This window comes from Faecalibacterium sp. BIOML-A1, from assembly GCF_009679715.1.
GTDB lineage: Bacteria > Bacillota > Clostridia > Oscillospirales > Ruminococcaceae > Faecalibacterium > Faecalibacterium taiwanense.
Genome location: NZ_WKZJ01000022.1, coordinates 1 through 11,284 on the forward strand (window position 1 = coordinate 1; position 11,284 = coordinate 11,284).

The 11,284-nt window shown below is 49.8% G+C and carries 15 protein-coding genes and 2 pseudogenes; 1 reads left to right on the forward strand and 16 read right to left on the reverse strand.

Going from position 1 to position 11,284, the window contains the following annotated elements; genetic code table 11:
• Positions 1 to 77 precede the first annotated feature (77 nt).
• The 3 genes and pseudogenes from GKG36_RS14235 to GKG36_RS14245 form a co-directional block, all read right to left on the reverse strand.
• A pseudogene (locus GKG36_RS14235) lies at positions 78 to 2,124 on the reverse strand (helicase-related protein); the annotation flags it as partial.
• Positions 2,125 to 2,610: 486 nt separating this feature from the next.
• Positions 2,611 to 2,895 (reverse strand): annotated as a pseudogene (locus tag GKG36_RS14890) (hypothetical protein); the annotation flags it as partial.
• A 368-nt stretch (positions 2,896 to 3,263) separates the two neighbouring features.
• The gene (locus tag GKG36_RS14245; RefSeq protein WP_097839620.1) at positions 3,264 to 3,617 is read right to left on the reverse strand and encodes a TnpV protein; all 354 of its coding nucleotides are present in this window, start codon (positions 3,615 to 3,617) and stop codon (positions 3,264 to 3,266) included.
• Between GKG36_RS14245 and GKG36_RS14250 the strand changes: the two genes are divergently transcribed.
• Positions 3,616 to 4,023 (forward strand): hypothetical protein, encoded by a 408-nt coding sequence (locus GKG36_RS14250; RefSeq protein ID WP_154261289.1) that lies wholly within the window; start codon positions 3,616 to 3,618, stop codon positions 4,021 to 4,023. The two genes, GKG36_RS14245 and GKG36_RS14250, sit on opposite strands and share 2 nt — an antisense overlap.
• Positions 4,024 to 4,475: 452 nt before the next feature.
• Here GKG36_RS14250 and GKG36_RS14650 read toward each other — a convergent pair whose 3' ends face one another.
• The 13 genes from GKG36_RS14650 to GKG36_RS14305 form a co-directional block, all read right to left on the reverse strand.
• Positions 4,476 to 4,637, reverse strand: a complete 162-nt coding sequence (locus tag GKG36_RS14650; RefSeq protein WP_005921750.1) for a hypothetical protein — start codon at positions 4,635 to 4,637, stop codon at positions 4,476 to 4,478.
• 28 nt (positions 4,638 to 4,665) lie between these two features.
• Positions 4,666 to 4,956, reverse strand: a complete 291-nt coding sequence (locus GKG36_RS14255; protein ID WP_005921749.1) for a hypothetical protein — start codon at positions 4,954 to 4,956, stop codon at positions 4,666 to 4,668.
• A 17-nt stretch (positions 4,957 to 4,973) separates the two neighbouring features.
• On the reverse strand, positions 4,974 to 5,909 hold the full coding sequence (locus GKG36_RS14260) for a hypothetical protein (RefSeq protein ID WP_154261291.1): 936 nt from the start codon (positions 5,907 to 5,909) through the stop codon (positions 4,974 to 4,976).
• Positions 5,910 to 5,930: 21 nt separating this feature from the next.
• Positions 5,931 to 6,653 (reverse strand): AAA family ATPase, encoded by a 723-nt coding sequence (locus tag GKG36_RS14265; protein ID WP_117506241.1) that lies wholly within the window; start codon positions 6,651 to 6,653, stop codon positions 5,931 to 5,933.
• 33 nt (positions 6,654 to 6,686) lie between these two features.
• Positions 6,687 to 7,073, reverse strand: a complete 387-nt coding sequence (locus tag GKG36_RS14270; protein WP_154261292.1) for a DUF2500 domain-containing protein — start codon at positions 7,071 to 7,073, stop codon at positions 6,687 to 6,689.
• A 1-nt stretch (position 7,074) separates the two neighbouring features.
• The gene (locus GKG36_RS14275) at positions 7,075 to 7,422 is read right to left on the reverse strand and encodes a DUF6054 family protein (protein WP_005921745.1); all 348 of its coding nucleotides are present in this window, start codon (positions 7,420 to 7,422) and stop codon (positions 7,075 to 7,077) included.
• 173 nt (positions 7,423 to 7,595) lie between these two features.
• On the reverse strand, positions 7,596 to 7,799 hold the full coding sequence (locus GKG36_RS14280; RefSeq protein WP_044954185.1) for a transposon-transfer assisting family protein: 204 nt from the start codon (positions 7,797 to 7,799) through the stop codon (positions 7,596 to 7,598).
• Positions 7,800 to 7,808: 9 nt separating this feature from the next.
• On the reverse strand, positions 7,809 to 8,057 hold the full coding sequence (locus tag GKG36_RS14285; RefSeq protein WP_154261294.1) for a hypothetical protein: 249 nt from the start codon (positions 8,055 to 8,057) through the stop codon (positions 7,809 to 7,811).
• An 84-nt stretch (positions 8,058 to 8,141) separates the two neighbouring features.
• Positions 8,142 to 8,303 (reverse strand): hypothetical protein, encoded by a 162-nt coding sequence (locus GKG36_RS14655; RefSeq protein WP_165852646.1) that lies wholly within the window; start codon positions 8,301 to 8,303, stop codon positions 8,142 to 8,144.
• A 23-nt stretch (positions 8,304 to 8,326) separates the two neighbouring features.
• On the reverse strand, positions 8,327 to 8,716 hold the full coding sequence (locus GKG36_RS14290; RefSeq protein ID WP_005945547.1) for a hypothetical protein: 390 nt from the start codon (positions 8,714 to 8,716) through the stop codon (positions 8,327 to 8,329).
• Positions 8,717 to 8,895: 179 nt separating this feature from the next.
• The gene (locus GKG36_RS14295; RefSeq protein WP_154261296.1) at positions 8,896 to 10,422 is read right to left on the reverse strand and encodes a hypothetical protein; all 1,527 of its coding nucleotides are present in this window, start codon (positions 10,420 to 10,422) and stop codon (positions 8,896 to 8,898) included.
• A 286-nt stretch (positions 10,423 to 10,708) separates the two neighbouring features.
• Positions 10,709 to 10,912: a transposon-transfer assisting family protein gene (locus GKG36_RS14300; RefSeq protein WP_154261298.1), complete on the reverse strand. Its 204-nt coding sequence runs from the start codon at positions 10,910 to 10,912 to the stop codon at positions 10,709 to 10,711.
• Positions 10,902 to 11,284, reverse strand: a 383-nt coding sequence (locus GKG36_RS14305) for a YodL domain-containing protein (RefSeq protein ID WP_154261300.1), incomplete at its 5' end; no start/stop codon positions are given. The genes GKG36_RS14300 and GKG36_RS14305, both read right to left, overlap by 11 nt.

The following is an 11,284-nucleotide window of genomic DNA, read 5'->3' on the forward strand; positions in this document are numbered from 1 at the left end:
TGACAGTAGACTACTGCTAATGGAATAACAGGTCTGGTCATAGCCAGACAGTTGATTTAAGCGACTTCGTGTCGCACATAGAGGTAGGCGTCAAATGTCGATTCCGTGACGTAGTTATAGACGTAGACTTGTTTGTTTTGGTTGCCTTGGCGGATGATTCTGCCGTTGCGCTGGGTCATATCAGACGGACGCCAGCCTACATCCAGATGATGCACTGCCACAAGAAGCGTCTGGACATTTGTACCGGCTCCCATTTTTGCAGTGCTGCCCAGCAGTACACGCACCTGTCCGCTGCGTACCTTGGAGAAAAGTTCTGCTTTCTTGTTCTCCGTATCTGCGTTGTGGATGAACTCGATCTCCTGTTCGGGCACACCGGCGTTGAGCAGCTTGGTGCGAATATCATCATAGACGTTGAACGAACCGTCCCCCTTGGGAGTAGACATATCGCAGAAAATCAACTGGGTCAGCTTCTGCTCCTTGGTGTCGTTCCAGATGCGCAGGACGTTGTTGACGCAGGCATTTAACTTGCTGTTGGGGTCATCGGGCAGAGCGGAATTCATCAACCGCTGGTCAAGACCGATTTTGCGGCCATCCGACGTGATTTTCAACATATTATCCACAGAGGGGTCAACAGAACCGCTGTGGACTTCGGCTGCACGTTCGCTCAACGCCTGCACCATATCCTGTTGGATTTCCGAAGGTTTGACCACCACCGTCTCAAATTTTGCATCAGGCACCGGGAGATGAAGCTGATCGCTGGTCTTGATATCAGCCGCTTCTTTGAACATCGCCATCAGTTCAGGAAAGTTGAAGAACTTCGCAAAACGAGTGCGTGCACGGTATCCGGTGCCTTCGGGCGCAAGTTCAATGGCCGTGGTCGTCTCACCGAAGGTGGATGCCCACGCATCAAAATGGGTCAGCCCTTTCTGCTGTAAGGTGTTGTACTGAAGATAACGCATCAGGGTATACATCTCGGTCATGCTGTTACTCAGGGGCGTACCCGTTGCAAAAATCACGCCACGGCCACCGGTGATTTCATCCAGATAGCGACACTTGCCGAACATATCGCTGGATTTTTGTGCCTCGCTCGTACTCAAACCTGCGACATTACGCATTTTCGTGTACAAGTAGAATGTGCAGCACCTCTGCGGCTGCGAAGCAGTCCGCAGAGTAGTCTGCTTTGTTGTGATCCGAAACAACCTCGGTGCTTGCATTTGCCTTAAAAGCGTTGTTGGGTAAGCGGATGGCTCCCAGCAAATCAGCACGTTCCGCCATGTACTTGCGGGCACTGCTGTCTTTGCTGTCCATCGTGAAACGGCTGGTCACGAAAGCAATCACGCCGCCCGGTCGGATCTGGTCGATAGTCTTGGCGAAAAAGTAGTTGTGGATAGAAAAACCCAGTTTGTTGTACGCCTTGTCGTTGACTTTGTACTGACCGAAAGGGACATTACCTACGGCAAGGTCGTAAAAATCTCGGCGGTCGGTGGTTTCAAAGCCAGCAACCGTAATGTCGGCCTGTGGATATAGTTTTTGGGCGATGCGTCCGGTGATGGAATCCAGTTCCACACCATACAGACGGCTGTCAGCCATGCCAGAGGGCAGCATACCGAAAAAGTTGCCAATACCCAAGGAAGGCTCCAAGATATTTCCAGACTGGAAGCCCATCTTTTCCACAGCATCATAGATGGCGCGAATTACCACCGGAGAGGTATAGTGGGCATTCAGAGTGGAAGCGCGGGCGGCGGCATACTCCTCTTCGGTGAGCAACCCTTTCAGTTGGGTGTACTCGGCAGACCAGTTTTCCTTGTTGGGGTCAAAGACATCTGCAAGACCGCCCCAGCCTACATACTGCGAAAGCACCTGCTGCTCCTCGGCGGTGGCACCGCGATGCTCCTGCTCCAAAGTGCGCAAGGTCTGGATGGCTTCAATATTGCGGGCGAATTTCTGCTTGGGGCCTCCGACACCCAAATTATCATCCGTGATGTGAAAATTTCCTGCGGCTTCCGGCATCGGTTCAGCGTTCAGGGCTTCGTCTGCGGCAGCAGCATCCGGAAAGGTCTGCCACTCGCCATTGACCTCCACAGAGATAGGCAACTTGTCCAGTTCCTCATCAGGTGTAGGTTCATCCCGCCGCAGACCGTCCTCGAATTGCTGCTTGTTGAGTACCTCGTTATCCCACGACTGCCCATGCGCGCTGGTGTCGATGCGCACATCGGTTTCGCCAACATAGCCGATTTTGCCTTCGATGGTTCGGGTGGGAAGGTCAACAACAACTTCGTCACCGACCTTGTAATCAACAGCCTTTTCAGGAGAAACGTCAATAATTTCATCCTGCTGCTGTTCATACAGTTCCCGGATATTGGGCAACCGTTCAACCCGGAAGATGGGCTGTCCGCTGTTGGTCAAGTCCATGTCCTGCAAGCTGACGGATTTGAACATGAAGTTGACGTGATCCACACGGAAATCCCGGCCATCTAGCTTGATGATGATGCCGATCGGCAGATAATCTTCCTCTCGCAGATATTTTGTCTGATGGTGGGTACCATCTCCGCCCTGTCCGGCTAGATAGATGCTGTTGCCCTCGGCCCACAGCTTCTGCGATTTTGCTACCCACTCTCTGCGCAAAAAGCCGGTCACTTTGACTTTTCCCAGCGCATTTTCCTGTGACAGCAAATTAGAACGAAAAACTTCCTTTACAGTGATTGCATCTTTGTCATAGAACAGAAAGTATCCGCCCAGTTCAAAGCCAATCAGGGTATTGGGGTACTGCTCTTTCAGAGCATTGTATTCGGCAGCGGCATCACCATCCAGCATTGGGAGCTGTCGTTCCGCTTCCTGCACGGCGGCACGATGCTCTTTTTCCTTATCGGTCAGGTAGCGGTCAGACTGAATCATCAGGTCGATGTATTTCTCGACCTGTGTCCAGCTTAACGTAACCTTTTGATGATCCGGGTAGTGGTCAAATTCAAGTCCTTTTCCATCATGATTTACAAAACCGCTGCTGCCATCCAGAAAATCCTGCGAATGTCCGCCGATGCCGTACTCTTTCGCCAATGCTTTAGCGCGGAGTTTGCGGTCGGGCTGTGTCTGGTACAGTTCGATGATTCGCTGCTTGCCATCCTGAAAACCGGAACCATGCTTGCGCAGTTCATTCTCAATTTCAGCCTGCGACAAAACAAAAGCGGAGGGCGATTTTTCGCTCTCCGCTCGGTCGATATGTTCAATTTGCTGGGCTTCGGTGGGGATGACGGCATCCAGAAAACTTAGCTGTAGATCAGTTCCGTCCGAATCACTTCCTCGACCTGCTCCTGTAGGCTGTTCATGTGCTGTACCCACGCCATCTGATTCTTCTCCTTGTCCGGGGCCGGGTTCTTCGCCAGCAGATCGGCCATCAGTTGCTTCTTCATCGCTGCTGCGGTCTGCTCCAGTTCGGTCAGGGTCGGGTACAGGCTCCCGTTCAGGAGCATCGTGTGGTACAGAACCGGGTGCTGCTGTTTCAGAAAGTTCAGGCGCATCCTGCCGTACTTGCCCAGCGGGTTCTTCGGCTGATGCAGGGTCAGGTTCGGGAGAAGATAATCCCCGGTCTGCGTATAACTCAGATTGCTGCTCATATTTATGCTGGCTCCTTTCATTGTTTCGGCGGCGAATGGTTGTTTTGACTGCCCGCTCGACGGTGCGCAGGACTTCGCGGCTGATGTCGCTGACTGCGGCACCGAGTGTGTAGACAGTGTCCGGGGTAGAAAAATCGTAGATGGCCTGAAAACTGTCTTTGTCAAAATAGCCATCCGGTTCAAATCCACAGCGTTCCAGCAGCGTGTAGGTGACGCTAATGGCGGCGGCAGACTTGAACTGCATCTCCACCCCGGCTTCATCATAATCCATCAGCAGCGAACCGTCAACGATGGCGCTGATGTCCTCGCTGTTGTTGTCCCAGTAATCCGCCACCAGTTTCCCGGCAACATCCGCAAGCTGCTGGCTGACACGCTCTCCGCTGATGCCGTAGGTGGCGGCGAGCATTTCTGAAACCGGCTGTTTCAGGTCATCGTTGTACTGCCACAGGTCGGGGTCACGGGAATTACGGCGCACCCCGGTGTCCGACACATCGAAAACGTAGTGCAGGCGCTGGAATCCGCTGGATTCATCCAGCAGGGCGATGCCCTTAGAACCGCGCCGGACATAACGGTTCATCCGGTTGTTCCAGATGTCATAGTCGGCGCAGGCGGTGGCATCGGGCCGCTGGGCGTAGATCATCAGCTGGTCTGCAAAGGGGTACTTGTACAGCCGGGATGCGGTGGTCAGATAGTCCGTCCAGCTTTCCCAGTATCGGGTCAAGCCGTTGGCCGTGCGCTGAGCAAGGGCAAGATATTCTTCGGTTTTGCTTGGCATAGCGGTCCTCCTTTTTCGGATTTTAGGGTATAAAAAGAGCGGGCAACCGTTTTATGGTTGCCCGCAGAGGGTATGTAATAGTTTGATTATCAGGTGCCGTTATCCTTTATGAATTTCATGATGCAGCAGCCCATTGCAATAATTGCGAACAAAGTGTTCAGACCGAGGGTGCCAGAACCCAAAAGGCCATCAAGGAAGCCTCCGACAAGCCATGCTCCCACAGTAAAAATCGTTGCCCAACCGTAACCCATAGAAATTACTCCCTTATAAAAATCGCTTTTACAATTTGAATGGAATCGGTTTTCCAGAAACGATTCCGAAGAAATATAAAAGCCCAATCTCGATAGCCGCACAGATCACCAACAGAAGATTTGCAAGAGTTTTGCTGTTGCTCAACGTTTCAATACTTTTTCGGTATTGGACAAAGACCCACATTTCAGAGGTGAAAAACAAAATGTAGAGGAGGCTGCTCCGAAAAAGAGCCATCATATTCGATAGCGCATAATTGATAAGAATAAGATTTATGGAATGAATAGCAACATCCAAAATCTTTGTGATTTTTCGTTTCATACACAGACACTCCAGCCCTACAGCTCGGTTTCCACTGCAAGCTGCTCCTGCTTCTCTTTTTCGTCAGCGATTTGGACATCAACATCTTCGCGCATCTTTTTCAGAAGTGCGAGGACTCGCTTGATTTTACCTTTGGTATTCTCCACTCTGCTCTGTGCCTGATTGATGTGATCCAGAACTGCCCAGTCTGCAAAGAGGCCGTCAAAGAAGAAATCTGCAAATTTCAGAAAGCTGTCCACCGTAACCTGAAGGTCTGCGGTGATCTCAACATCAGCAAGCTCAGTTTTGAACCGCCGCAGTTCCACTTGAAGCTGTTCGATTTGTTTCTGCGCATCGTCCAGTTCCTCATACTTGGCAAGATCGGCCATCAAACCGCCGCCCATTACGTCCCATGTACTCCAGCCCTCGGCATTGTGGAGGGTTTCGAGAACTTCGTTGACCGTATGCAAGGCAGTCTTTCCTGCGTTGATGGCTTCCAGCAGCTCCCGCTTTTGAACTTTCAGTGCGGCAATGCGGCTTTCGCTTTCCGCAATCTGCTGTGCGGCAGGGTGGGCAGAGACTTTGATGCTTTTGATTTTTTCGGAAAGAGCAGCTTGATACTGACTTTCGCAATCGGACAGCCGTGCCAGTCTATTTTGAATCTGCTTCAAGTCGGCATCAACGGAAGAAAGATCATGGAGAGCCGCATCGTACTTGACGCGGGCTGCATAGGCTTCCTGCCGTTCTTTGTCCAGCTTTTCATCCATTTTTCCAATCACTTGATAGAAAAATGCGGCAAGGCTGTGTCCCTCCAGACGGTCCACATCAGCCTGCTCTGCCAGCTTGGATTTTTCCAGCTTTTTCAGGCAATCAGCAAGCGTATCTCTCTGGGCGGTCAGTTCTTTCTGCTTTGCTTCACAGTTCTTCTTTTCTGCGACCTGCTGCCAAAGTTCTTTCAATGTAGAATCACTCATATGGAATGTCCTTTCCAGGCATTACGTTTCTTCATTCAGAAGCTGGTTCAAAAAATGCTGCCGATTATTTACAAATGTTTTGGTGATAACGTAGCTGTCCGTATCTTCATACTGACAAGGATGAATCGTGCCATTGTCGAAGCTAAAAATTTCAGCATCAGGCATTCCGAGGAGAATGGGTGAATGTGATACTATAATGAATTGCGCCCCTTCTTGGGCACACCGATAAATGTTAATCAGTAACGTGAGCTGCCTCTGCGGGGATAGCGCAGCTTCCGGCTCGTCAAAAATATAGACTCCATCTGCATCCATGTAGTCCTGCGCAATGGCGAGGAAACTTTCACCGTGTGATTTTTGGTGATAGCCTTTGGAGGGATGATCGTCATCGGAATAGTCGATTTCCTTGGTGGCTACATTGTAGAAGCTCTCTGCCCGGAGAAAATACCCGAACTTTGGTCTACGATACCCTTTGGAAATCGTCATAGCCTCACATAGTTCCGAATGGGAGTTGTATGTGGAAAATGAATAATTCTTCGTTCCACCCTCTGCGTTGAAGCCGTAAGCAACAGCGATTGCTTCCAGAAGCGTAGATTTTCCGCTTCCATTTTCGCCAACAAAGAACGTAATGGGCTTATGGAATGTAAAAGTGTCGATTCCGCTGATGGCAGGAATCTGACGAACATAATTGTATGGGCGAACTCTGTTCCAGTCGATGGTCAGCCCTTGGATAAACAAATCGTTCATACAGCACTCCATACTATATAATGTAAGAAACACTTAGCTCCGCTCAAACCCAAGATAGCGGGTGCCCTGAAAACTCAGCTTTCCGATGTCGCCCTGCACGAGCAGACCATAATCGCTTCCGTCCACTTCAAATTCCATCCGGTCGCCGCTCTCCACCTGAAAAGTCACATAGTACGATGTAAATGTGCTAGTGTCGTATCCGTGCGCACCGGACATATCTCCGGCATTGGCACTGCTGGAATGCGAAACATCGGTGCGCTTTGCTACCACTGTTGCCGGAACGGTAAGCCGCGGCGAGTGGTTGTTTTTGTTCCGTGTGCGGAGATTTGAAATTAGAGCAAAGAAAAACATTCCAATAAAAAGCAGGAACAGGATTGGGAAAATGAAGCTGAATATAGCGTCAAACCATCCAAAAAACATTTTACTCCTCCAAAATTTCTTCCAGCAGGTCCTTTACATCGTCCAGAAAAGATTCTTCTCCGAGGGTGTTCACCTTGAAGAACACCGCTTGACTGCCGCCCGCTGTAATTGCAGACAGCCGAATCGGGCTATCTCCATTCTGGAACATGGTCAGTGTCAGACTCAGGCGGTTGCCGCCCATCATGCTGTACCGTTCAAACACACGGACACTGCACCGGGCATCGCCCTCTTTGAAATCACTGCCTGCCTCTAAATCTGCCGACCAACTGCTGTCCGGGATTTCATTTTCCAGCTTCCGAAGCAGTTTGTCAAAATTCTTGTTTCGGATGGTCTTTTCAAAGATTGCCATAATGGTTCCTCCGTTCTGACAATTAAAAATCGGTCCCTTATTTTTGATATGAGCAGAGCCACAGGAAAATTGCGGAGAAATCGCTTGAAGAGAGGAATTTTGTCTGATTTGATTATAGCATATCTTTTGTAAGAACAAAATACTTTATGTACGCCGCCCGCAGGCGGCAAAAGTCAGTCCAGTGGAAATTCCAGCTCGGCAAACTCTGCATCGGTCAGCAGTTTCAGCTTTTCGATAACCACCACCGATAGTTCCCGCAGAGCGGTCTCGTCCGGCATCAGGTAGCACTGCATGAGCCGCAGTTCGTGAATGAGCCCCAGCCGGGTGCCAGTGTTGTAGAGCATCATCAGCATCAGTTCCTCATGGTTAAAGTTCATGCGCATCCCTCACTTTCCGGCAGACGATGGGGTTGCACTCCGGGGCACATAACGGTTCATCCGGTTGTTCCAGATGTCAAAGTCGGCGCAGGCGGTGGCATCCGGGCGCTGGGCGTAGATCATGAGCTGGTCCGCAAAACTGTACTTGTACAGCCGGGATGCGGTGGTCAGGTAGTCCGTCCAGCTTTCCCAGTATCGGGTCAAGCCGTTGGCCGTGCACTGGGCAAGGGCGAGATATTCTTCGGTTTTGCTTGGCATAGCGTTCCTCCTTCCATTTTTTGAGCATAAAAAGAGCGGGCAACCGTTTTGTGGTCGCCCGCTGGAAAGTGTATTGAGATAAGATTATTTGCTATTGTCCTTTATGTACTTCATAACGCAGCACCCCATCACGATGACAGGAAGCACTGTTCGTAAACCGAGGTCGCCGACCCGCACATTTACATCAACCACAAGTCCTGCAAACCATGCCGCTAAAGTGAAAACAGTTGCCCATCCGTAGCTCATTGAAATCACCTCGTAAAGTTATCTCAGTGCTTTGCCGCCAATTTCTCGGCCATCTCCAGCAGACGGTCAAAGGTCTGCTTTTCTTCCGGCTCCTCGATCAGTTTTGCAAGGAGCGCACGGAACACATCGGTGCTGTCCTGCCCCAACGTAACTGCAACTTTTTCAATGCAGTCGTGCAGTTTTATGACCGCCTCATCGGAGGGTTTGGATTTTGCAAGCAGGTCGGACAGGTAGCTGATGAAGGGATAGGTGGAATCATCGTTGATGATCTCGTTGGTCTCCTCGATGATCTTCTGGTTATCTTCGGGGGTCATATCGCCCTTTTCTTCCCATACATCACGGGAAGATGTGCGGCCTTTCAGAAAGGTGGCAAAAAGCAGGCGGTCGATGGGTGATCTTTTTTTGGTGTCCATTGGCTATCCTCCGCTTTCAATTTTTCTGTGCATTAAAACTGATTTTAGTATAGCATGAATGAAAGTATTCTATCAAGCCCACTTTCTTGCGGGTTATGAAAATTTTTCGGAGTGATGGCTTATGACAATTATCCCAGTTGACAACCATCGACAAGCTGAAAGTCGTCATCGTATTCCTGTTATATAAGGTTGATCGTCGTTTCATCAAAATTCTTAATACTGAACATTGTGCACCACTCTACATCATCCCGAACCGGCTCAAAGTGCAGTGCTGAGCAAGCAGCATGAAGCCTGCCTTGTGATTTTTCTCCAGGCATAATCACTGTTGGTCCGTCAGCTCCACCGATAATGCCTACGCAAGCATTATTTTGGGTTTCCGGCGTGAAGGTGTCTCCCTCCACAGCAATTTCCATAGGCTTATCTCCATCGCAGCAATCACAAATCGAGATATCTTCCTCCGATTCAGGGAAAAGCGTATAACGCATGACGGTAAAGTGTGTCGGATAAACCCAGCGGTCAGAACCGAAACACTTTTGAGGAATTGTTTGTTGCTCTATTTCCTGCACGGTCAATGTATAGTTTGTTCCGCTGACCGGATGGAGGAAAGAAAACGAATCACCGGGAGCGTGTGTCTGGAAATGTGGTCCCGGCACACGGCATGGCCGTTGCTCCATCGTAAGGGAGAGGGATTTTATTTCAGGACGGCGTTTGCTTGTCCACGGAAATGCCGCCCGAAAAATCATCCACCCATAGGATGTATCCAAATCATAGTGTTCCAATGCCCACTTTGCTTCCGCTTCATTGATCATCCCGTCTGGCAAACATGGATTAAAGACCACCGAGCAACCGTGGGAGGTCGGCATTGTTTTCCCGTTCAATTCCAAACGAGGAATAAAGTCAAGACAAAGTGGATTTTCTAAATCTATTTGCAGTTGCTGCTCCTGCGTGAAGTGTTCACAAGAGTCGTTTTCGGGGTGTAAATCCCATTTAGTCATGAACTTGCGAATGTCTTCCTCCGGGGTACGCATACAAAAGTCCACAACGAACCCCTTGCTGCACGAATACGCCGCAGGAATGATCCAATGATGCCCGGCCCATTCAAATTGCTGATTCAAGGGGACTTCTGTTCCGGCACGTTCTTTTCCCGAATGTCCCCAGAAGTTTCCCTCAAAGTAGACTTTCCACTCCGGGATAGCTGGTTTTGCGTTCTGGTCCACAACATCGTAATATTCTTTGGTGTACTTGATTTTGCTGTAATCAAAAGATGCCTGAAGCTCTTTGATATATGCCCATGGCCGCTCCATTGGCATCAGCTTTAATTTCGTAGCGACAAGCGCAAGGGTTTCCTGCTGCTCCTGCGTGGGAGGGTTGTCCTGTAAGAAGGTTTCAAATTGTGCCTTATCCCACATCCATGCCTGCTCCAATGCTGCCACATCGCCGCAGGCAAGCAGTAGCCGCAGAAAATCAGCGAAATTTTTTGCCAACGGATGAACATAGTTTGGAAATGTGTTCGCCGGGCTGACAGCAAAAACCATACCGCCAAAGCCACGAACAAAACAGAAGTGGATTCCATCCACACCGGTCCAACCAAATACAGACGCACCCTTTGGTGTGCAAAAATATGGTTCGTTATCTGTACGGCGTTCTACGCCTAAGGATGAAAGATCAATGTCAGTCTGTAATAATTTCTGAAATGTTTTGTCCATCGGCTGATCCTCTTAAACAGAAATTTGATTATTTTTTTCCTTTTCGGAGATAAAGAATTGCGGTAACAAGACACATTCCTGCAATTCCTGCCAGAAATGAATTGGAATAGTTCTTTGTCAGAATGGCCCAAAGGTTGATTGACACAAAGACAGTTAAAAATATAATACCGATTATTCTATTTTTCATTTCTGTTACCCCTGCAACTTTCCGAGTTGTCGAGTTCAGTATACCACACCAAATGGCATTGTAAAAGAGAATATGTATGCCGCCCGCAGGCGGCAAAAGTCAGTCGAGCGGAAATTCCAACTCGGCAAACTCTGCATCGGTCACCAGTTTCAGCTTTTCGATAACGCCCTCCGACAGTTCCCGCAGGGCGGTTTCGTCGGGCATCAGGTAGCACTGCATCAGCCGCAACTCGTGGATAAGCCCTAGTCGGGTGCCGGTGTTGTAGATCATCATCAGGGTCAATTCCTCGTGGTCAAAGTTCATGTTCATCCCTCGCTTTCCGGCAGACGGTAGGATTGCACTCCGGGGCATCGCACTTTTCCTTGAGATTCATCAGTACCGAAGGGCGTTCCGGCTGCTTGTCCAGAAACCCCTGTAAATCCTTGAAGCCGATGCTGTCCACATAATGCACAGACACCTCGCCATTGCGTTTGAGTGCAATCACATCGCTGACCGACAGGCTATGCCCCTCAAAATCCTGCGGACGGGAGAGGTTGAACACTTGAAACAGTTCTTCCAAAATCTCGTTGTTCGGCACATCCTGCCACATGGCGGGCAAATCAGCATAGTAGGTGACCTCGTAATGCTCCGGGTCGGGCGTTTTGCCTCGACGATTCAACTCCCGCATAGAAGCAA